Source organism: Methylobacillus sp. DLP286, assembly GCF_056636515.1.
On the sequence record NZ_CM153145.1, the window covers coordinates 1,204,926 to 1,226,030 of the forward strand.

17 protein-coding genes are annotated in these 21,105 nt (G+C 58.9%); 8 read left to right on the forward strand and 9 right to left on the reverse strand.

What is annotated here, in order from left to right; genetic code table 11:
* Positions 1–4: 4 nt before the first annotated feature.
* The 5 genes from urtB to ACWXTG_RS05805 all read right to left on the reverse strand — a co-directional run bounded on the left by urtB (position 5) and on the right by ACWXTG_RS05805 (position 5,261).
* Positions 5–922 carry an urea ABC transporter permease subunit UrtB gene (gene urtB, locus ACWXTG_RS05785; protein ID WP_309565604.1) on the reverse strand — a complete coding sequence of 306 codons (918 nt, stop codon included), beginning with the start codon at positions 920–922 and terminating at the stop codon, positions 5–7.
* A gap of 105 nt (positions 923–1,027) precedes the next feature.
* Positions 1,028–2,272 (reverse strand): urea ABC transporter substrate-binding protein, encoded by a 1,245-nt coding sequence (gene urtA, locus ACWXTG_RS05790; protein WP_309565605.1) that lies wholly within the window; start codon positions 2,270–2,272, stop codon positions 1,028–1,030.
* 149 nt (positions 2,273–2,421) lie between these two features.
* On the reverse strand, positions 2,422–2,772 hold the full coding sequence (locus tag ACWXTG_RS05795; protein WP_407993709.1) for an FmdB family zinc ribbon protein: 351 nt from the start codon (positions 2,770–2,772) through the stop codon (positions 2,422–2,424).
* 45 nt (positions 2,773–2,817) lie between these two features.
* Complete coding sequence (fmdA, locus tag ACWXTG_RS05800; protein WP_309565607.1) at positions 2,818–4,041, reverse strand: formamidase; 1,224 nt, start codon at positions 4,039–4,041, stop codon at positions 2,818–2,820.
* 71 nt (positions 4,042–4,112) lie between these two features.
* Positions 4,113–5,261 (reverse strand): porin, encoded by a 1,149-nt coding sequence (locus ACWXTG_RS05805; RefSeq protein WP_407993710.1) that lies wholly within the window; start codon positions 5,259–5,261, stop codon positions 4,113–4,115.
* Between the two features lie 211 nt (positions 5,262–5,472).
* Here ACWXTG_RS05805 and ACWXTG_RS05810 point away from each other — a divergent pair, with 211 nt between their 5' ends.
* Positions 5,473–6,036, forward strand: a complete 564-nt coding sequence (locus tag ACWXTG_RS05810; RefSeq protein ID WP_480221031.1) for a hypothetical protein — start codon at positions 5,473–5,475, stop codon at positions 6,034–6,036.
* Between the two features lie 170 nt (positions 6,037–6,206).
* Here ACWXTG_RS05810 and ACWXTG_RS05815 read toward each other — a convergent pair whose 3' ends face one another.
* On the reverse strand, positions 6,207–8,033 hold the full coding sequence (locus ACWXTG_RS05815; protein WP_480221032.1) for a phytase: 1,827 nt from the start codon (positions 8,031–8,033) through the stop codon (positions 6,207–6,209).
* Positions 8,034–8,237: 204 nt separating this feature from the next.
* Positions 8,238–10,754, reverse strand: a complete 2,517-nt coding sequence (locus ACWXTG_RS05820; protein ID WP_480221033.1) for a TonB-dependent receptor — start codon at positions 10,752–10,754, stop codon at positions 8,238–8,240.
* A 334-nt stretch (positions 10,755–11,088) separates the two neighbouring features.
* Here ACWXTG_RS05820 and ACWXTG_RS05825 point away from each other — a divergent pair, with 334 nt between their 5' ends.
* Positions 11,089–11,994: a GGDEF domain-containing protein gene (locus ACWXTG_RS05825; protein ID WP_480221034.1), complete on the forward strand. Its 906-nt coding sequence runs from the start codon at positions 11,089–11,091 to the stop codon at positions 11,992–11,994.
* Positions 11,991–13,016, forward strand: coding sequence for an AraC family transcriptional regulator (locus ACWXTG_RS05830; RefSeq protein ID WP_480221035.1), 1,026 nt, complete (start codon positions 11,991–11,993; stop codon positions 13,014–13,016). Before ACWXTG_RS05825 ends, ACWXTG_RS05830 begins: the two co-directional genes overlap by 4 nt.
* 331 nt (positions 13,017–13,347) lie before the next feature.
* Here ACWXTG_RS05830 and ACWXTG_RS05835 read toward each other — a convergent pair whose 3' ends face one another.
* A complete protein-coding gene (locus ACWXTG_RS05835) occupies positions 13,348–13,932 on the reverse strand; it encodes a LexA family protein (protein ID WP_407993716.1) in 585 nt (194 codons plus the stop codon).
* A 55-nt stretch (positions 13,933–13,987) separates the two neighbouring features.
* Positions 13,988–14,224, reverse strand: coding sequence for a hypothetical protein (locus ACWXTG_RS05840; protein WP_309565615.1), 237 nt, complete (start codon positions 14,222–14,224; stop codon positions 13,988–13,990).
* Positions 14,225–14,345: 121 nt separating this feature from the next.
* On the opposite strand from ACWXTG_RS05840, the gene ACWXTG_RS05845 reads away from it, so the two are divergent.
* From ACWXTG_RS05845 to ACWXTG_RS05865, 5 genes are all read left to right on the forward strand, one after another.
* A complete protein-coding gene (locus tag ACWXTG_RS05845; RefSeq protein WP_480221036.1) occupies positions 14,346–14,945 on the forward strand; it encodes a protein-S-isoprenylcysteine O-methyltransferase in 600 nt (199 codons plus the stop codon).
* A gap of 174 nt (positions 14,946–15,119) precedes the next feature.
* Positions 15,120–15,620, forward strand: a complete 501-nt coding sequence (locus ACWXTG_RS05850) for a sigma-70 family RNA polymerase sigma factor (RefSeq protein ID WP_309565616.1) — start codon at positions 15,120–15,122, stop codon at positions 15,618–15,620.
* Positions 15,601–16,587, forward strand: a complete 987-nt coding sequence (locus ACWXTG_RS05855) for a FecR domain-containing protein (RefSeq protein WP_480221037.1) — start codon at positions 15,601–15,603, stop codon at positions 16,585–16,587. Before ACWXTG_RS05850 ends, ACWXTG_RS05855 begins: the two co-directional genes overlap by 20 nt.
* 94 nt (positions 16,588–16,681) lie before the next feature.
* Positions 16,682–19,414 carry a TonB-dependent receptor gene (locus tag ACWXTG_RS05860; RefSeq protein ID WP_480221038.1) on the forward strand — a complete coding sequence of 911 codons (2,733 nt, stop codon included), beginning with the start codon at positions 16,682–16,684 and terminating at the stop codon, positions 19,412–19,414.
* A 182-nt stretch (positions 19,415–19,596) separates the two neighbouring features.
* A complete protein-coding gene (locus tag ACWXTG_RS05865; RefSeq protein WP_480221039.1) occupies positions 19,597–21,021 on the forward strand; it encodes a sulfatase family protein in 1,425 nt (474 codons plus the stop codon).
* Positions 21,022–21,105: the final 84 nt, after the last annotated feature.

Consider the following 21,105-nt stretch of genomic DNA (forward strand, 5'->3'; position numbering starts at 1 on the left):
CCCCTTACTTACGTACTTTGGATGCAAACAGGCCTTCCGGACGCATCATGAGGATGCCGACGATCACCATCAGGGTCGCGACCTTGCCCATGGAGCTGGTCATGAAGAACTGCAGGATGGATTGCGCCTGGGCGATGCCGAAGGCGGAAGCGATCGTGCCTAATACGCTGGCCGCGCCGCCGAACACGACGACCATGAAGCTGTCGACGATGTAGAGCGAGCCTGTCGTCGGGCCGGTGGAAGCGATCGTCGTGAACGCCGCACCAGCCACGCCGGCGATACCGCAGCCCAGCGCAAAGGTCACGCGGTCGACCTTCTTGGTATTGATGCCGACGGCACCCGCCATCACGCGGTTCTGCACCGTGGCGCGCACGCGCAGGCCCCAGCGGGAACGGAACATGAAGATAAAGACGCCTACGGTGACCACCAATGCCAGACCGAGCACGAACACCCCGTTGATCGGGATATCGATGTCAGGCGTCGGCTGGAAGGAGCCCATGAGCCATTCTGGCAGCACGGCGCTGACCTCCTTGGCGCCGAAGGTGGAACGGAAAATCTGCTGCATCACCAGGCTCAAGCCCCAGGTGGCAAGCAAGGTATCGAGAGGCCGTTTGTACAAGTGCCTTATCAGGGCGAACTCGACGATATAACCGATGATGAACGCCACAATGAACGCGGCGATGATCGCAAACAGGAAGTAGTAATTGACGATTCCGTAAGTCTCGGCCACCCGGGAAAGAAACACGGTGGTATAGGCGCCTATCGCCATGAATTCGCCATGGGCCATATTGATCACGCCCATTTGCCCGAAGATGATCGCCAGGCCAAGTGCCATCAGGAGAAGAACGCTGAACAGGCTCAATCCGGAGAAAGCCTGCATGACAACGATATTGCCTATCTCTGCCATTGAATAATCAAACATAATCGGCCTCCAGCCTTTTACTTACAGATTTAAATTCCGGTACTGCACGCCGTAACAACCCCATAAGGGGCTGTCACGGGTTCTTGCATTGTCAGCGCTAGCTGATTATTGATAACCTTTTGGGAACGGATCAGGCTTGATCAGCTCGGACTCGTAAACCACGTCCGCCTGGCCGTCAGCACGCCACTTGCCTACACGCAGCTTGCTTTCCAAGTGATGGTTAGGATCAACCTTGACGTAGCCTTCTGGTGCTTCCTTGAACTCGTAGCCAGGCAATGCTGCAGCTGCCTTGTCCACATCGAAGCTGCCGGCACGCTCGACCGCAGCCTTCCACAGCCATGGGCCGAGGTAGGCAGCCTGTGTCACGTCGCCGATCACAGCCTTGGGGCCCCACATCTTCTTGAACTCGGCAACGAACTTCTCGTTGTTCGGGTTCTTCAAGGTCTGGAAGTACTTCATCGCGGAGTAGAAGCCTTCGAGGTTCTCGCCGCCGATGCCCAGGACTTCGTCCTCGGTCACGGAGATGGTCAGCATGTTCTGCTTCTTGGAGTTGAGGCCAGCGGCGTTCAACTGCTTGAACCATGCCACGTTACTGCCGCCCACAACCGCTGCATAGATCACGTCAGGCTTCTTCAGCTTGATCTTGTTGATGACCGAACCGAACTGAGTGTCGCCCAGCGCGATGTACTCTTCACCCACCACCTTGCCGCCGAGCTTGTTCTCGATGTGCTTGCGGGCGATCTTCATGGAAGTACGCGGCCAGATGTAGTCGGAACCGATCAGGTAAAAAGTTTTGGCCTTCTTTTCCTTGGCGATCCAGTCCAGGCCAGCGAGGATTTGCTGCGTGGCTTCCTGGCCGGTGTAGAACACGTTCTTGGATTGCTCCAGGCCTTCATAGAAAGTCGGATAGAACAGCAGGCCGTTGTCTTTCTCGAACACTGGCAACACCGCCTTGCGTGAAGCTGAAGTCCAGCAGCCGAACACTGCGGCTACCTTGTCTTTTTCCAGCAACTTCTTGGACTTTTCGGCGAAAGTCGGCCAATCGCTGGCGCCGTCTTCCTGGATCACTTCGATCTTGCGGCCCAATACGCCGCCCATGGCGTTGATCTGGGCGATCGCCAGCTTCTCGGCCTGGATGGAACCGGTTTCGCTGATCGCCATGGTGCCGGTGGACGAATGCAGGATGCCGACCTTGACTGTCGTATCGGTCACCGCCAGCTTGGTGGTGTTGACCTTGGCTGTCGGGAAGTCGGCCGCATAAGCGCTGCCGGAAATAATGCCTGCTGCGAGCATTGCCCCCATCAGGGCGCCTGTCTTGGTGATGAACTGGCGTCGATTTGTCTTACTCATCAGAATTCTCCTGAAAAAACTAAAAAAGTGGGGTGTTCAATTAACTTAACTACCGAGGATGTTCAGCATTGTGTGAGAGCAAGGCGCGCCGACGCAGACAGTACGAACAAGTACGGCAAGGCGCCGCTATCGCGCAACGCTGGACATCCCTAATGCCCCAGCATCCAGGGGCGGGCGGTTTTCTTCGTTTGCATCTGCAATAGGCTTCCTTTCTCTTTTCCCTGAGTGGACTGCTTCGAAGTGGAGGATGAACCGCAGGTATGACTCCCGGAACATCCGCAGCTGGAGCGGCGGGTAGACCGGGGTTCATGGGCAGATTTTTCGTTGCGTTCATGCGCACTTCGTTGAGCCTTGCCCATGACGGCCAGACGCGGCGCCGAGAGAATGCGCTCGCTCAACTCGCCGCAATCCGGACAGATCGTAGGCTCGCTGGATGTGCTCATTTTCCCCAGTGCGGAAAACACGCCGCATTCGTCGCATCGGTATTCATACATAGGCATGGCTCTTCCCCTTATGCTTTCAAATCGTCAATCAAGAAACGCTGTTCAGGATGTCTTGGCGACATCCGCGGTGCCGGTAATGATCTTCTTCGGGCCATCCGCATTCGGCTTCAGGTCGAAATCGAATATCTCGGTCGGCAGCCACAAGGTGGCGCAGGCATTCGGAATATCCACCACGCCGCTGATATGGCCTTCCACCGGCGCAGTGCCGAGGATCGCCACGGCCTGCTCGCCGCTGTAGCCGAACTTCTTCAGGTACTCGATGGCGTTAAGGCAAGCCTGGCGGTAGGCGATGTGCACGTCGAGGTAGTGCTGCTTGCCCTGCTCGTCGACCGAGATGCCCTCGAACACGAGGAAGTCGCGGTAGTTGGGCGTCAACGGGCTAGGCTGGAACAATGGGTTCTTGATGCCGTATTTCTTGACGCCGTCCTTGATCAGGCTGACCTTGATATCAAGGTAGCCGGCCATCTCGATCGCGCCGCAGAACGTGATTTCGCCATCGCCCTGCGAGAAGTGCAGGTCGCCCATGGACAGGCCGCCGTCCTTGACGTAGACCGGGAAGAAAATCTTCGAGCCCTTGGTCAGGTTTTTGATGTCGCAGTTGCCGCCGTGGTCGCGCGGCGGCACGGTACGTGCGCCTTCCTGCGCGGCAGCCTTGGCTTCCTCGCCCTTCAACCGGCCCATGACGGCGCCGGTTTCGTTCGGCGGCAATGCCAGCGCGGGCACTCGGTCGGGATCAGTGGCGATCAGGTCCGCCTCGCGCTTGTTCCATGTGTCCAGCAACTCGCGGGATGGCAGGCAGCCGATCAGACCCGGGTGCATGATGCCGGCGAACTTGACGTTGGGCACATGGCGGGAAGTCGTATAGATGCCGTGAAAATCCCAGATACTCTTGGAGGCGTCGGGATAGTGGTCGGTCAGGAAGCCGCCGCCATTTTCCTTGGCAAACAAGCCGTTGAAGCCCCATTGCTGGTCCTGCAAAGTGCCCACATCCAGAATATCCACCACCATCAGGTCGCCTGGCTCCGCGCCTTCGACGCCGATCGGCCCGCTCAGGTAGTGCACCTGCAGCAGGTCGACATCGCGGATGTCGTTCGCGCTGTCGTTGTTGCCAATCTGGCCGCCGGTCCAGTCCATGCATTCGACACGGAACTCGTCGCCCGGCTTGACCATCGCCACCATCGGCAAATCCGGGTGCCAACGGTTATGGATCTGGCCGTCCTGCTCCCAGGCTGGCTTGTCGAAATCCAGCTTAATCAAGGTCTTCATCTATACGTCTCCTTTAACAACTAAACTCACGACAGCCGCCATCGCATCGAGGGATGGCGGCCATCCCCCAACTAGAATTGCAACTGCAGGCCGACCGTGAACCGATCGATGTCACTTGCGTTTTCAGTCTTGTTCTTGGTGTACACCGCGCTGATACGGGCGTTATGGCCATCGATGATGTAATTCAAGCCAATGTCGTACTCTTTCACATCTGGATTGAAAGCCACGTCGCCGTCCGCGTTAAAACGCTGGTAACGGGCGTAGGGCTGGAACTTGCCCCAGCCAACGGTATCGCCGAACATCCAGGAAACCAGGCCCAGGTATGCTTTACCTGGTTTGGCGCCTGCAGGATCTGCGGCTAATGCAGTAGTACTAAAGTCGTACTTGTACGCAGCACCTTCAATGTTGAGAACACCTGCCGCAAACTTCTTTTCCAGCAGGCCATCAATGTTGTAGGCCCAGTAATCATCGCTGGCGCCGATTGCACCAACCGCATTCTTTTGATACATGCCAACCAGCGCGACAGACAACACATCCTTGCCGTAATAAGTACTGCTGGTGTAATACGCAGGGTCATTGCCCGCATCCCAAAAGTCATATTGGATGCGGCCGCTATACATCAAATCGTCAGAACGGTTGGGACTGGCTGCGCCAGTAAAAGATGAAGCATGATTACCTTCATAAGCCCCTACGGAATAGACCAAGTGCTTGTCCAGCAACTTACCCCAGAGCGTTACGCCAATATCACGACCAACGAATTTGTTCTGGTAGCGGGAAACCACGCCTGGATAGGACCATGCATTCAGGAAGAACGGACCATCCAGGTTGGCACGGTCGGTAGGAGGCAGCAATTGACCGACCCAGACATTGAACTCATCCATGAACTCGAACTGCAGGTAAGCGTCCAGGGTGCTGATATCATCCTTGCCGCTGCCATCGTTGGTGGTCGTGAAAGTATTGAATGTCGCCTTGATGTACTTGTTGAAGGAAGCATTGATATAGATACGCGCATCATCCACATCAAAATCCTTGGAACGGGAGCTGCCGTTGGGCGCAGCATCTTCGGTGCTGGTAAACGCGGTACGGATGCCCAGGCCGATGCTGATGGACTTGTCCTCACCGAAGGTGATCGTGCCAGCAGCCTGCGAGCTCATGGATGGCAATGCGGCAGACGTTGCCAGCGCCACCATCAGCGCACACTTCTTCATCTTGAATTTCATTTCTCTTACCCCTTTATCAAGTTTCACCAAAAACCATCAAAGTGAACGGTGAACTACCCGCCAAATCTTTCGTGTTGCCAGATTAGCGATTGAGGGGGTCGGCTTAAATACGTCATATTGCGTACATGCCAGAATGAGGCAGCGTGGTAATTTGGCCTCGTCGACAATTGATGCCCGCCACCCGACGGGCATGCCAACACCGGAAAAACATATGAAGAATCAAGGAAGAGAAAAGCCGTTATCTGCCGCAGTCATCCTATGCCTGGCGCTGGCTGGGTGCGGCGGTGAATTTGCCTACAAAAGGGGGGCCGGCGTACACGACCTCAATACGGCGAAAAACGAATGCCAGGCCAAGGGCCTGCAAGGGAATGCATTTGCGAAATGCATGGAGGACAACGGCTGGGTATTCCATAACCCGCAAGACAGCCTGGACGATGATGATCCTGTAATCAAGGCATCGCTGAAGAATGATTACCGTGATACCTCACCCGCCCAGGAGCAAGGGCCTGTCGTTGCAAATACCGCCACCACTGAAGCTGGCGTAGCCAAAGAAACACCTCCGCCCGCACCGAAAAGCCCGATGGATATCTTCACCGTTAGCTCCTGGTGGAAGATAGGCAAGGGAGCGGAAAACCTGAAAAGCGACATCCAGCAATGCGTCGCCAAGCTCGGGCCGGAGCACCAGTCCGACATGTCGGGCACCACTGCCAAGGCGACGCGCGGGCTGCTGCTGTGCATGAGGGAAATGGGCTGGAAGGCGCTGCAGGCCCAATAAGAGCCGCCAACAAAACCCTTCTGTCGTCGTTGCTCTGCCTTGCCGTACTTGTTGTACTGTCTGCGGCAGAGCGCCTAGTCAGAATCGCTACGCTGGTTTTTAACGGCTCTAACAACGGTATAGTCCGTGCCTGCCAACCTATCGTTGGCAGGCAATGGATTAACGGGTTGCTACGGCAGATTCAAGGCGCGTGCAATATCCTCCCAAGCAACGTACTTGAAATTCTGCGCGCCATCCGGCAGGCGCTTGTAGCCGTCCTGCACCACCAGCAGGCCCTTGCGGAACGCGCCGCCGAAATCCACCGCGCTCACTTCCAGGCCGTCGGTATCCGAGACGCCGTCGATGTCCGCGTCGGCATTGATGCCGATGCGAAAAGCGCCGCGATAGGCATAAGGCGGCTGCGCATCGAGCACCACGTAACTGCTGTTGCCCTGGCTCGATGCGATTAGGTAACTGGCGCCTTTGCCATGGTAAAGCGCTAGTCCCTCGACATCCGCCACCAGCTGCCCGCCTACCGGCATGACCAATTGCGGCGCTTCTGACGCACCAGCGCTTGCAGGCATGGCCCAGATGCCGTGCTTTTCCTCGCCGACGAACAGGCGGCCGGCATGGTCGTCCGCCACGCAGCCTTCCGGCTGGCTATCCACGCTGAAAGCCCGCAACAGCTTGCCTTGATAGCCGCCTTTCGCACGCTCGATGCGGTAGTGCTCGATGCGACCGTCCTTGTCGTTGGCGAACACCTCCAGGCCGCCGCCCGGCGGCTGGTAGAGGCAGGTGCCGTAAATGTCGTCGAGGCCGGTCGCAATCCTGCCCGCGTCACGGATGCGCCCGTCGCGGTCGATCTCGAACACGGCCAGCGCCGCCTCGTCTCGCTGCGTCGCTACGGCAAGGTCGGCTTTGCCGCCCGGCCAGGCGATGTTCTGGCGCACGTCGACGTTGTTGAGCCGCCCGGCCTCAAGCAGCTGCATCTGCCTGCCTTTCAGGTCGTAACTCAATAGCCCCTGCTTCTTGTTGGTCGCGATGATGCGCGATTGCACCGGGTTTTGCGGATGCACCCAAATGGCGGGGTCGTCGGCGGCATCGCCCGAACGTGCCACCGTCTCGGTCTGGCCACGCGCCACCACGACCGGCAGGTTCTGCACTTTCTCCCTGGACTGGCTTTCTCCCGCCAGCGCATGCGCCTGCCAGCCCTTGCCGTCCAGCACCAGCAAGTCCGAACCCGCAACGGCAAGCGCCTCGGCGGATTTCAGCCACAGTTGCTGCGGCAGGAAGCTGCCGTCATGGTCCAGCAGATGCACCTCTCCCTTTTTACTATCAATCACGGCAACGCCATGCGGCAGCACGGCCAATGCACCGGGCTCGCCCGCAATATCGCCATGCGGCCGCCGTCCCAGCAGCAGCTCACGCTCCGGGATGCCCTCGCCGTTGGCGGCATAGCGCCAGACCCCGAAGCCTGCTTCGCTGACGTACAGCGCCTGGCGCGCGTCGTCCACGCGGCAGGACTCCACGCCGGGCGGCAGGGCGAGACGGCGCAGACGCTTGGGCGCATTGCCGGCCAGCAGCCATTGTTCGGCCTGGCCGTCCTTGGCGATCAGGAACAGGTGGTTGAGCTGCTGCGCGTCGCGGTAAAGGCACATGCTGTCCAGCGCGAAATCGACCGGCACCAGTTGCTTATCGATGCGCAGCCGTTTCGCATCTACCCTAAGCAACAGCGGCTGCTGCTTGTCGGCATCGAACACGACCGCCAGCACGCCGTCCGGCAATACGCGGGTATCGAGGTGCTGCGCACGCACGGCCAGGCTGCCTTGCTCCGCGCCTTGCCGGTCGAGCAGTCGTACCGCGCGCTTGTCGACGACCAGCCAGCGGCCGCCGGGCAAGGCAGCCACCTCCTTGAACGTTTTCAGCACAGGCAACGGGCGTGGCGCATCAGCGGCTTGTGCAGCGGGATGCAGCATGCATAAAAAGGAAAAAACCAGGAATATCTTCAATCGCGGCATAGTGGCTCAATCATCAGGTGTTATAAAAGGCGCGGCAATGCCGCGCCATGGTTCAAGCGTTGTTCACTCGACATTTAGAGCGGCTAACAACACTCAGCGAAGCGGTCCTGGCTAGGCGCTCTGGCGCAGACAGTACAAGTCGTACGGCAAGCCAGAGCAACAACGCCAGGAGCGTTTTGTGAGCCGCTCTTTCGTCAGCCTCGCCTAGAACGTCGCTATCTTCATGCTCAACCGGTAAGTACGGCCGTAGGACTCGTATTGCGCGTTCAGGCTGCGGCTGCCGGTGTAGACGTAATATTTCTCGTCGGTCAGGTTGAGCACCTCGAACACGATCTGCGCCTGCTTGGCGATATTGTAGCGGGCGGAGAAATCGTACTGCGTCTGCGCATCCACGTACTGGTCGCCGCGGGAATCGGCAATGTCGTTCACCTCCAGCAGGTACTTGGATTTGTAATTGGCCGCCAGGCGCATGTTCAGAGGGCCGCGCTCGTAACCGACCATCAGGTTCATGGTGCGGTCGGACTGGCTGGGCAGCGAGATCTTGCGGCTCGCCAGCACGCCGTCGCTATAGCCGTCGATCTTGGCATCGGAGCTGACGAAAGTGGCATTGGCCGAAAGCAGCAGGCCGTTCCACGGCGCAGGCAGCAGTTCCTTGAAGCTTTGCATGTAGTTGAGCTCGAGGCCCTTGACCTTGGCCGAGCTGCCGTTGGCATAGGTGTCCGCATGGGTAAAGTCCGCCCACATGCCGGTGCCGGCAAGGTCGGTGCGGTAGACGAAATTCTTGATGTCCTTGTGGAAGACATAAGCGGAAAGCACGCCGGCATAGCCGATGCGGTGCTCAATGCCCAGGTCGAGGTTGCGCGATTCCATCGGGCTCAGCGAGGGATTGCCGAAGCTGGCTTCGTCGGCATTGATGACCACGCCCGGCGCAAGCTGGCCGAAGGTCGGGCGCACGACGGAGTTTGTCAGTGCGGCGCGGATCGAGGTGTCGTTGTCGAGGTCGCGGCGGATATGCAATGCCGGCAGCCAGTGATCGTACTTGCGCGACGCCCTGACGTCGCTATACGCTCCGTCCTCGACCGAGGTGCCGTTGGCGCTGAACTTGGTCTGCTCGTAACGCACGCCCGCGAGGATGCGCCACATGCCATGGTTGAAGGTGTTCTGCGCATAGGCCGCGTTGATATCCTCGCGCATGGAGAAATCATTGATCCTCGACTCCTCCTCATTCACGTAGCCGGACATATCTACCCCGGACAGGAAGCGCTTGACCGCGGAACGGCTGATCGACGAGCCGTAATTGCCGTAGGCGTAATCCACATTGCTGCCGAGAAAACCGGCGAGCGATGGATTGCCGAAATCGCCGCCGTCGATCTCCCAGGCGGTCATTTCATTGGTCTTCTTGCGGCGGCTCGCCTTGGCGCCGAACTTCAACTCGGAATCGATACCGAATACCTGCCAGTTGTGGTCGATGTCGAATTTGAGGTTGCGCTCGCGGTCCACCGTCTTCTGCTTGCTGAGCTCGATGGAATCCAGCTCGTAGTCGGCTGCGTTGTTGATGCCGCTGCCGCCGATCAGGCGCGGCAGCCTGGAACTGGAATAGCCGGCGTTATAAGTCTCGCCGGACTCGAAGCTGGCCGCGTCGATCGCATCCGGCGTATCCTGGCTGGCGCGGCTGGTGCCGAACGCCACCGCCACCTTCCAGTCCTTGAAGGTACGCTCGCCCCCGAGCACGATGGAAGCGATATCCTGCGTTTCCTCGCGCGCCTTCAGCTCGCGCGAGGACTCGGCGTCGCCCAGCTCTCCTGCGAACTGGGGATTATCGAACTCGATGTTGTGGCGCTGGCGTATCTCGTTATCCACGAAACGGCTGTACAGCGTGCGCAGGTAGTAGGACTCGTTGTCGTTGGGGCGGTAGTCCAGGTTGAGGATGCCGCCCTGGCGCTCGCGCGTGATGTCGTAGTCGCGGCGCTGGAATTCCTCCAACGCCGGGCGCGGGCCGGATAAATCCCATGCGCCGCCGGTCTCCGCGTTTTCGGAGCCGAACTTGCGCTTGGAGGAATTCACCCCCAATGCAATGCCGAGCTTGCCGTCGAGGAAGCGGTTGCTCCACGCCGCCGCGAAATTGGGGCCTTCCTGATCAGTATTGCTGTCGTGGGAAGCGCCCGCCTCCAGTGAGTAGAACATGCCCTTGTGGTCGAAGGCCGAGATCGTCTTCACCTCGACCGTGCCGCCGATCGAGTTCGCATCCTGGCTCGGCATCAAGGTCTTGCTAACTTCCAGCGAGCGGATCAGGCCTGCAGGCAATACGTCGAGCGATACCGCGCGGCGGTCGCTTTCCGGCGCCGGCACCAGGCTGCCGTTGATGGTCACGGCATTGAGGTCGGGCCCCAGGCCGCGGATGCGCACATAACGCCCCTCGCCCTGGTCGCGCTCGATCGATATCCCGGGGATGCGCTGCAAGGCTTCCGCCGCATTGGTGTCCGGCAACTGGCCGATATCGTCCGCATGTACCGCGCTGACGATATTGTCGGCCATCTGCTGCACGTCCAGCGCGCTGTTCATGCTGGCCGCCTGCCCTACCACCGACACCACGGGCAATACCAGCTCGGGCGTATCGTCCGCCTGCGCCAGCCCGCCCATCAGCGCGATCGCCGCCGCAATCGCCCTGGTCGGCAGGCCACACCCGGCCTTGCCCAGCTTCAATTCATGATTTTCCTGCACGGTCATTCCCCTTTAAAAAACTGCTTGAGTCGTTGCGAATGCCGCACAAGCTAACCGTGAAAAATTTCATTTACATGACAGTGCCAGAATTAACAAAATAAAAATCAATAACTTAGATAATAATTCAATTCAGGTTGAGCTTTTAAGACCCTGGCACTTCCCTGCATTACATGCCTCACCGACAAGGAATTAGCCGAATCCCGCCTTTGCGCATCCGAAGTTGGCGCAAAGCCGTGAGCCGATCGCACCCCCTCCCCGCCATTCACCGTTTCATCATCGTTCTGTCACGCAAATGTCCTAGGATTCCCATCAGTCTATATAAGGCAACCCCACCATGCCCCAACTCAACCATACCGCGCTTTTCAGCATTTTCGCGCTGCTGCTGACCACCTCGCTGCTGTATGCCAGCCTGGGCCAGGCCCATCCGATGTCCGCCTGGAAATGGATGGATATCGTCGGCGAAGGCGGCAATGCCGCCATGGCGGCGCTCTGGGCGCTGTTGATCGTCAGCAGCCGTCCTGGCGGGCGTGTCACCATGCTGCTAGCGGGCGGGCTCGTCACCATCATGCTCGGCGCCTGGGCCGACTGCCTGGATGAATTCTTCGCGATTCCCTCCACGCAATATTGGGACAATTGGCTGGAAGCGCTCATGCCGGTGGGGATGTTGATCGTAACGATAGGCCTCTACTACTGGCGGCAGGAGCAGGCCGTGCTCAACGAGCATATGCAGAAGCGCGAGCGCCTGTTCCGCGACCACAGGTCATTCGACCGCATCACCCAGCTTGCCGACGCCAGCTACCTCTACCGGCAGATCCGCATGCAGCAGGAAAACCACCTCGGCGACGAAGGCATGCTGGTCCTGCTCGATCTCGACAATTTCCACCAGGTCAACCGCGAATACGGGCAGCGCGAGGGAGACCGGCTATTGCAGGCCGTCAGCCACCTCCTGCTGCTCAACCTGCGCCCGCAGGACCTCGTCTGCCGCTATGCCGGCGACCGCTTTGCCATCCTGCTGCCGGACATGGAGGAAATCCAGGCCAGATGGACCGCCGCCCACCTGCAGCAGGCCATCGCCACCCTGGCGCACCACACGCGCGACGGCAAGCACCGTATCACCCTATCGGCAAGGACTGCGTGTGCACGCGCCGACCAGGACCCCGAGCAATTGCTCGCCAAGATGAACGCCAGGCTCGAAGCGCCATCGCAAACCGCCATGCACGCAGCCGCAGTCGTATCGTGACCCCGGCCATACAGCGCTACTACCTGACAACGACGCCGTTCATCCCGGCAAGGCACCAGGCCGCCTTGCTGCTTGAATATGCGCTCAGCCGGGATATGACGGCACAGAACCTGCTGCGCGGCACCAAACTTTCCGAACAGCACATCCTCGCGCCTTCCACCCTGGTCAGCCCCTCGGACTACCTGCAACTGCTCTCCAACCTGCAAAGCGGGCTAGCTGCGGCCGACACCAGCTTCATGCTCGGGCAGCAACTGCTGCCGGGCCATTACGGCAACCTCAGCCATGCCATGCTGCAGGCAGGCAACCTGCGCCAGGCCCTGAACATCCTGGTCGCGTACCAGTCGTGGCTGAGCCCCTTGCTCGCGCCGCACCTCGTGGAGCATTCGGGGCATGCCGTGCTCTACTGGACGGATAGCTGCGTCACGCCGCGCCTGCGCGGCTTCATCGTCGAAATGATGATGGCCGCGGTTGGCGGCATGAGCCGCTGGCTGGGCGAGACCAAACTGCCGTGGCGCTACCGCCTCAACCGCACCCGTCCCGCGCATATCGAGCAATATGCCGTGCACCTGGGCCCGGACCTGCATTTCAACGACCACTTGGACGCCATGAGCCTGCCGCTGGAATGGCTGGAACGGCCATGGCCGCGCGGCAGCGAAATCGCGATGTCCGCAGCGCTCGCAGGCATTGAGATGGAATACGGGAGCAGCCTGCTCGCCGGCCTTTACGACTACCTGCACGAACACATCCGCACCGGCCCGACGCTGGAAAAATCCAGCGCCGCGTTCGGCGTCAGCCCCGCGACCTTCAAGCGCCATCTCGCGCTGCACGGCACCCATTTCCAGGCCGAGCTCGACCAGGTACGCATCCACGTCACCTTGCAGCTCATCCAGGAACACGGCTACAGCAACGACCAGATCGCCGCCTATCTCGGGTTCCACGACGTCAACAACTTCCGCCGCTCGCTCAAACGCTGGACCGGGCTTACGCCTTCGATGCTGCGCCTGCAAACCCAGGGGTTGTAACGCGGACAGGCCTGACCCGCGACAATCAGCAGCAAAACCTGTTCAACAACAAGACAATCATCAACAAGAAGCCATCCCTGCCGGTGGCCTTGGCAACATGCAGTTTTATATTCAAGCCGAGAATGAGGCAGATTGCCGCAGATGGCGCTGACCCAGGACAAAACGGCTAAACGCGGTGATATGTGGCAGGCGAAACCACCGATACCTGCCCACAAACTCTGTGCATAACATTGTGGGCGGCCTGGGGAAATAGCAGCCAAGCGGCTGATACGATGGAAAGAAACAGGGCTGCCCGTTTTATAGGCAGCCCGTCGAGCTTAAGGATAAACGCTCAGGAATACTTGCGGAACTGGCCGACCACCACGCCGAATATCTCGAAATCCCCATTCGGCCGGATGACGGGAAAATCCTTGTTGGCAGGAATCAGCACAAACTGGTTGCCTTCCTTGCCCAAGGTCTTGAGCGTGAACTCCTTGTTGAGGATGGCGACGACGATATCCCCGACATTGGCGAACGCGCGCTTTTCGACGATGACGACATCGCCATCGAAAATGCCCGCGTCCTTCATGGAGTCGCCGCGCACCGTGATCAGGATGGTCTGCGACGGCTTCTCGATCAGGAAATCGTCTATCCCCATCGTGTCCAGGCTGTCGCCATAGGTAGGGGTGGCGAACCCGGCCTGCACCGTGCTCTCGGCAATGATGCGCTCGAAGAAGCGCCTGCCCGGCTTGAGCCGCTTGTCCGGCGCGTAGTCGATGAAGCCTTGCAGCTTCAAGCGCGCCACGAACGAAGTCACGGCATTCTTTGACTTGAACCCGAGCAACTGCGCCACATGGCTGAACGTAGGCAATGTCTTGTGCTCGGCGAAATAGTCCTGGATCTTGCCCAGGTATTCAAAATCTTTGTCTTGTCCCATGGATGGAAATTTACTGTACGAATGTACAAAATGTCAAGCCCCTGTTTTTCTTTCACTAGCCAGGTTTCTTGCCTGTCTCGACACTCCCTGCCTGCCCCGCCAACTGCAACAGGAATTGCCCCACCTTCTCCGCGCAATCCAGCGGAAACAACAACTCCTGCTGGCGAATGTTTTCCATCGCCCCATCCATGCCGATCACGGTGATTCTTACCTCCTTGTATTCCGTAGTTTCCACCGAGATCATCGGCCGGTCTAGGATCACCATATTGGCTTTTTTCTGGTTGTCTGCCATGCGCACTCCTCCTTAAAAAGGGCGGCATCATATCAAATCCCGTTGCCCTCGTTGAGTATTGTTGTATGCAATTCGTCACGAATATAGAATGAGAATAATTCCCAATTCAATATCTACCACCATGGGCCGTACGCTCGCGCTTGGCATCCTCTTGGCCGCTATCCTGCTCAGCAGCCTGATTCGTACCCCGTATGCCTTGCGCAGGCGGCGCATCAAAATCAACAGCAGCGACAAAGACCTGCAGGAGCGCATTCTGCTCGGGCTGGCGGGCGTGGGAATGATACTATTGCCTTTGGCCTACGCGGCGACTTCGTGGCTCGATTTTGCCGATTACGGTTTTCAGTCTTGGGCCGGGTGGGCTGGCAGTTTCATCATGCTGGCCGCGATGTGGCTGTTCTGGCGCAGCCACCACGACCTCGGCGACAATTGGTCGGTGACTTTGGAAATCCGCGACCAGCAAAGCCTGGTGACACACGGGGTTTACCGTTCCATGCGCCACCCGATGTACGCCTCGTTATGGCTATGGTGCATTGCTCAGGCATTGCTGGTCGCCAACTGGCTGGTAGGGCCGGCCGGGTTGCTTGCTTTCGGCCTGATGTACTGGCTGCGAGTGCCGCGCGAGGAAGCCATGATGCTGCGTGAGTTCGGCAATGAATATGCACAATACATGCAGCGCAGCGGCCGCATATTGCCGTTTGGGCAACATCCTCCCGCGCATTGAACTTTCAATTCGGATAGCTTCTGCTTGTAGGCGAAAAGCAACAAACAACTATACTAATAATTATTAATTATATTTTATAGAAATTATGATGTGATAAATTAATAAACAAATAAGCAAATCCTTATTCATGCATCCGGCAATGCGCAGGGAATTTGTTCACAACCGCACCGCATTATGAATACTGAACATTTATATCTACAGCATCACTCATGGCTATTCGGCTGGTTGCGCGGCAAGCTCGGTTGCCATGCCCAGGCGGCCGATATTGCGCATGACACTTTCCTCAAGTTGCTGCTCAAACCACATCCAACGCAACTGCAGGAGCCTCGCGCCTTCCTGCTCACCATCGCCCGCGGCCTGGTCATAGACCACTGGCGGCGCGAAGACCTGCACCGGGCCTGGCAGGAGGCGATGCATGCCCTGCCCCTGGACACCGTGCCCTCATTGGAGCAGCAGCACATCGTATTGTCGACGCTGGAAGCAATCGCCCAGTCGCTTGAAAAGCTCAAGCCCAGGGTGCGCCACGCCTTCCTCCTTGCCCAGCTCGAGGAAAAGCCTTATGCGGAAATCGCAAAGACGCTCAGCGTGTCCGTGCGGACGGTGGAACGCTATGTGGCAGAGGCGCTTTTTCAATGCTACCAGCTGCGCTTCGGCGATGACATCGCCGCGGCTTGACGACACCCTGGTCAAGCAGGCCATCGATTGGCTGGTGAAGCTGCAAAGCAATCGTGGAAACGCCGCCGTGCTTGCCGCATGCACGGCATGGCGCCAGGCAGACCCGCGGCACGAACTGGCCTGGCAGCGCGTCAGCCTCATGCACGACGAGATGCGGGAAAACCTGCATGCCCTACCGGACAACGCCCAGGCGGCCAAAGTACTGCAAACCACCATGCAGCGCACGCAAAAACGCCGCTCCCTCAAACTGCTCATCCTGGCAATACTCACCGGCAGCTCCACGCTGATCGGGCGCGAGATCGCACCGTGGCAGCAATGGATCGCGGATTACAGCACCGGCATCGGGGAGCGCCGCAGTCTCACCTTGGCCGATGGCAGCGAGCTGTTCCTCAATACCGATAGCGCCGTGGACATCCGCTTTGACGAAAGCCGGCGCCTGATCGTACTGAACAAGGGCGAAATCATGGTTTCAAGCGGCCCGGACCTGCACTCCGCCCAGAAAAGGCCGTTATGCGTGCAAACCCGGGACGTGCTGCTTGAGGCGATCGGCACCCGATTCGTGGTGCGGCTGGAAGATGACGCGACCCTGCTCAGCATGCAGCAAGGCAAAGTCGCCATGACGCCTTCGGCGTTTCAGTCGCCGCAGGAAGTGGCTGAAGCGGGCCAGCATTTTCTCATCCACAAAGATCATCTCGACCTTGTGCAAACGCCCATCGAGGCGGACGGCTGGACCCATGGCGCCCTGATCGTCAAGGACATGCGCCTGGCGGACTTCATTGCCGAAGTCGCCCGCTACCGGCAGGGTTATATCAAGTGTGACCCATCCTTGGCCGAGCTGCGCCTTTCGGGCGTATTCCAGCTCGACGACACCGACAAGCTGCTCAGCCTTTTGCCGCGCAGGCTGCCGGTTGCCATCCATTACAAAACACGCTGGTGGATCAACGTGGGTCGCCGGGCATCAATTTAAATTTTTTCATTATTTTTGTCGGGTTTGAGTTTGTGGTTCGGCATATCCCATGTAAGGCAATCATGCCGCCCATGAATGTATGCAAAGGAACCCCATGCACGCCCACAAAAAGCCACAACGATCCAGACTGGCGCTGAAGCTCTCCAGCAGCCTGATTGCCGTATCACTTGGCATCTCGCTGCCCGCGGCCCTACAAGCGGCGGAATCACAGCCCCAGCAACAAACCGCCTCGCGCGAATACCATATCCCGGCCGAACCGCTGACCGATGCGCTCAACCAGTTCGCCAAGCAAGCCGGCGTCAATATCCTGTTCACGCCGGAGCAGGTACGCAACCTGCACAGCCACGACCTGCAAGGCAGCTACACCACGGAATCAGGCCTCAGCACATTGCTCCAAGGCACTGGCCTGATCGCAAGAAGAAGCGCGGCAGGCTACACCCTGGAAAGAACTTCGCAGTCGGCCGCTGACAACAAGCCGCTGGCCTTGGACGCCGCGCAGCAAACAGCGTTGGAAGAGGCAAGCACCCCGGCGCTGGGCGTGGTGGTCGTCACCTCGCGCAACCGCGAAGAAATCGCCCAGGACATCCCGATTCCGGTGTCCGTATTCGGTGCGGAAAAGCTGGACCGTGAACGTATCGTCACCATCGACGACCTGACGCGCATCACGCCAGGCCTGACCGCGACCATTCCCAACTCCCGCCGCTCCGGCATCTCCATCCGCGGCATCGGTAAAACCACCGTCAACGAGGCAATGGAAGCCGGGGTAGGCGTTATCGTCGACGACGTTTACCTCAGCCACCCCGGCATGAGCTTCCTCGATTTCACCGACATCGACCGTGTCGAGGTCATGCGCGGCCCGCAAGGCACCTTGAAAGGCAAGAATACCACCCTGGGCGTGGTCCAGTACGTGAGCAAGGAGCCCACCTTCACGCGCCAGGCCTATTTCGAAGGCGAAGTCGGCGCGCAGCAGAACGGCAGCGACTTCCCGGGCGCGATGCGCGCACGCGGCTCCATCTCTGACGCCCTGGTGGATGGCGTAGCGGCTTACCGTGCTTCCTTCTTCTTCGACAGGCAGGAGGGCGATCTGGAAAACACCAACCCCAACACGCTTTCCGACCAGCGTTTCCACGAACGTAACCGCCGAGGCGGCAAAGTGCAGTTGCTGCTGACGCCGACTGAGGATTTCAGCGCCAAATTCAGCGTGGATTATTCGGAACTGTCGGAATACAGCAATACCCGGCCGTTCCAGGAAGACCCGACGACATTTGCCACCGGCGCAAACCGACCCATCAGCTACAGCTCGCGCCTGGCCCGAGGGTACTTCAACGGCTACCAGCCCATCATCGGCTCCAAGGACAAGCTCGACGTCGGCCAGGTGGAACCAATAAAAGCCAGGAACTACGGCGCCTCCGCCAAGCTAGACTGGAACTTGGGCTCGCATGTGCTGACCTCGATCACCGCCTATCGCAAATATTCCTTCACCGGCATCAATGATCTGGACCAGACCCGGTTTGACATTGCCAAATTCGGCGCATTCGTCGACACCAAGCAATGGTCGCAGGAGTTCCGCCTGGCTTCTGATATCGGCGAGGTCATCGATTACCAGGTCGGTTTTTTCTACCTGCACAGCGAAACCAACCAGATCAACCATACCCAGTACGGCAGCGATGCCGGCGCGTTCTATGCCAACGCCCTTCAATACAATGCATTGAGCGGTAACCCTTCCCTGCTGCAGCAATCATTGAACGGCCTGAGATCGTACAGCCGCTTCACGCCGGAAACCGACAGTTACGCCGCATTCGGCCAGTTGAACTGGCATTTGACCGAGAAAGCCACCTTGACCCTGGGCCTGCGCAACACCTATGAAATCAAGGACAGCACAGGCGAGAAATGGGCTGAGGGCAATGACGGCGGTTTTGGCGACGCCACTGCCGAAGCCATCCGCAGCAATGTCATAGGAAACGTATATGCGCGCCGTGATGGCGAAAGGATCAAGGACAACTCCGTCTCCTGGCTCATCAGCCCCAATTACAAGGTCAACGACGACCTGATGTTCTATGCCTCTGCGGCCGGCGGGGAAAAATCCGGCGGCGTATCATTCGTCACCGGCACCGGCCAGCCGCTCAATGCCGATCCGGAAAAGGTGCTGGACTTCGAGTTCGGCTTCAAGGGCCTGTTCCTCGACCGCAAATTGATGCTGAACACCAACTTCTACCGCACCCGCGTCAGGGGCTACCAATCCACTACCACGGTCATAGACCCCTCCTCCACCAGCGGGTACAGCTCGCAGCTGGGCAACATTCCTGAAATCACCGCCACAGGGGTGGAGCTGGAAGGCGCATACCGGGCGACAGACAGATGGACGTTCACCTTCGCCGGCGCCTATAACCGCGCCAAGTATTCAGACTGGGACGGCGCCACTTGCCCATCCGCGTTCAATCTTCCTATCACCACCACATGCGACAACACCGGCAGGCAGATTTCCTCCGCCCCCAAGCTGACCGGTATTTTCGGCTTCCACTACACGCGCCCGATCTGGGGAGGGCTCAAGGCACAAGCCTTCATGAGCACCATCGTCCGCTCGAAGCAGAACCTTGACATCCTGCTTTCCGAATACGGCGAGCAAGGCGGCTATTCCGTCACCGATGGCGGCTTCGGCATTATCGGCGGCAAGAAGGACAACTGGGAGCTCAACATCGTCGGCAAGAACATCTTCGACAAGGTGTATACCACCAGCATCGGCTCCTATAACGCCACGACCCCAGTGCTTTGGGACGGTATCGGCCAGCGCCGCTATCTGGGCGTGGTATTCCGCACCAAGTTCTAAACGCGGCTAACAAAACGCTCCTGGCGTTGTTGCTCTGCCTTGCCGTACACCTTGTACTGTCTGCGGAGGGCTAGCCAGGAACGTTTCACTGAATGTCGTTAGCCGCTCCAAGTGAGTGAACACGCTCCGGCAATTATTGCCGGGCTTGCGTACTTTTATGCTCTGATTGAAGGGAAAACATCGTGACACAATTCAAACCAACACGCCGCCGGATTCTGCAAGCCGTTCCCGCACTGGCGATACTGCCTTACGCCGGCCTGGCAAATGCCGCGCTCGGCGGCAACGGGACAAAGCATCAACCCAACATCATCTTCATCATGGCCGACGACCTCGGCTATGCCGACTTGGGCGTCTACGGCCAGACCGCCTTCAAGACGCCAAACCTCGATAAGCTCGCCCAGCAAGGATTGCGCCTCACCCAGACCTATGCCAACTCTTGCGTGTGCTCGGCCACCAGGTTCGCATTGATCACCGGCCGTTACCAGTACCGCCTGCGCGGCGGGCTGGAAGAACCGCTCGCAGGCAGCAGCGTGGAGCATCTAGGTCTGCCGCCCGAGCACCCGACCCTGCCCTCGTTGCTAAAGAAAGCCGGCTACAACACCGCGCTGTTCGGCAAGTGGCACCTGGGCTCGCTACCGAAATTCGGGCCGCTCAAGAGCGGCTATGACGTGTTCTTCGGCAACTACGCCGGGGCGCTGGACTATTTCACGCACAAGCCCGGCGTTGGTTCCGATGTGCCCGACGGCTTGTATGAGGGCGAAGTGCCGGTCAAGGAAGTCGGCTACTACACCGACATAGTGGCGAACCACGCCAGCCAATACATAGGCAAGCAAACGGCCGCCAAGCCTTTCTTCCTTTCCCTGCATTTCACAGCCCCGCACTGGCCCTGGGAAGGCCCGGGAGATGAAGCCGTGTCCCATGAGATCAAGAACCTGTTCCACCTGGACGGCGGCAGCCTCGAAACCTACGGCAAGATGGTCGAGGCCCTGGACGCAGCGGTGGGCCGCGTGCTGAATACGCTGCAACAACAAGGGCTGGCGGACAATACCATCGTCGTCTTCACCAGCGACAACGGCGGCGAACGCTTCTCCAACACCTGGCCGTTCAGCGGCCAGAAGACCGAACTGCTGGAAGGCGGCATCCGCGTGCCGGGCATCATCCGCTGGCCTGCACAGATCAAGGCGGGACAGGTTTCCGACCAGGTAGTCACCAGCATGGATTGGCTGCCCACCTTGCTCGCTGCTGCCGGTACGCAGCCCGATGCGCAATATCGGCCCGATGGCGAGAACGTGCTGCCCGTGGTCCTGGGCCAAGCCGCCATCCGCCCCCGCACCTTGTTCTGGCGTTACAAAGGACAAGAACAGGCAGCCGCCCGTTCTGGGGATTGGAAATACCTGAAAATCAACGGCAACGAATTCCTGTTCGACCTGGGCAAGGACCAGCGCGAACGCGCCAACTTGGCCGAGAAACACCCGCAGGTGCTGGCTGAACTCAAGGAAAAATGGCAGCACTGGAACAACAGCATGCTGCCGATCACCCCGGATGTGCGCTCGCACAGCGTGAACGGCAAAATGCAGGCGGACAGATACGGCGTGCCTGCGCCTTAAACGCTACTTACGATATCCAGCTGCGACATCCTGCTGACGTTTGAATCAATACAAGGGCTGCAAATGCAGCCCTTGTTTTTCCAC

Excerpts from the sequence above, each read along its gene's own strand:
- urtB (WP_309565604.1), bottom strand. The coding sequence starts at position 922 with ATGTTTGATTATTCAATGGCAGAGATAGGCAATATCGTTGTCATGCAG.
- urtA (WP_309565605.1), bottom strand. The coding sequence starts at position 2,272 with ATGAGTAAGACAAATCGACGCCAGTTCATCACCAAGACAGGCGCCCTG.
- ACWXTG_RS05795 (WP_407993709.1), bottom strand. The coding sequence starts at position 2,772 with ATGCCTATGTATGAATACCGATGCGACGAATGCGGCGTGTTTTCCGCA.
- fmdA (WP_309565607.1), bottom strand. The coding sequence starts at position 4,041 with ATGAAGACCTTGATTAAGCTGGATTTCGACAAGCCAGCCTGGGAGCAG.
- ACWXTG_RS05805 (WP_407993710.1), bottom strand. The coding sequence starts at position 5,261 with ATGAAATTCAAGATGAAGAAGTGTGCGCTGATGGTGGCGCTGGCAACG.
- ACWXTG_RS05810 (WP_480221031.1), top strand. The coding sequence starts at position 5,473 with ATGAAGAATCAAGGAAGAGAAAAGCCGTTATCTGCCGCAGTCATCCTA.
- ACWXTG_RS05815 (WP_480221032.1), bottom strand. The coding sequence starts at position 8,033 with ATGCCGCGATTGAAGATATTCCTGGTTTTTTCCTTTTTATGCATGCTG.
- ACWXTG_RS05825 (WP_480221034.1), top strand. The coding sequence starts at position 11,089 with ATGCCCCAACTCAACCATACCGCGCTTTTCAGCATTTTCGCGCTGCTG.
- ACWXTG_RS05835 (WP_407993716.1), bottom strand. The coding sequence starts at position 13,932 with ATGGGACAAGACAAAGATTTTGAATACCTGGGCAAGATCCAGGACTAT.
- ACWXTG_RS05840 (WP_309565615.1), bottom strand. The coding sequence starts at position 14,224 with ATGGCAGACAACCAGAAAAAAGCCAATATGGTGATCCTAGACCGGCCG.
- ACWXTG_RS05845 (WP_480221036.1), top strand. The coding sequence starts at position 14,346 with ATGGGCCGTACGCTCGCGCTTGGCATCCTCTTGGCCGCTATCCTGCTC.
- ACWXTG_RS05850 (WP_309565616.1), top strand. The coding sequence starts at position 15,120 with ATGAATACTGAACATTTATATCTACAGCATCACTCATGGCTATTCGGC.
- ACWXTG_RS05855 (WP_480221037.1), top strand. The coding sequence starts at position 15,601 with ATGACATCGCCGCGGCTTGACGACACCCTGGTCAAGCAGGCCATCGAT.
- ACWXTG_RS05860 (WP_480221038.1), top strand. The coding sequence starts at position 16,682 with ATGCACGCCCACAAAAAGCCACAACGATCCAGACTGGCGCTGAAGCTC.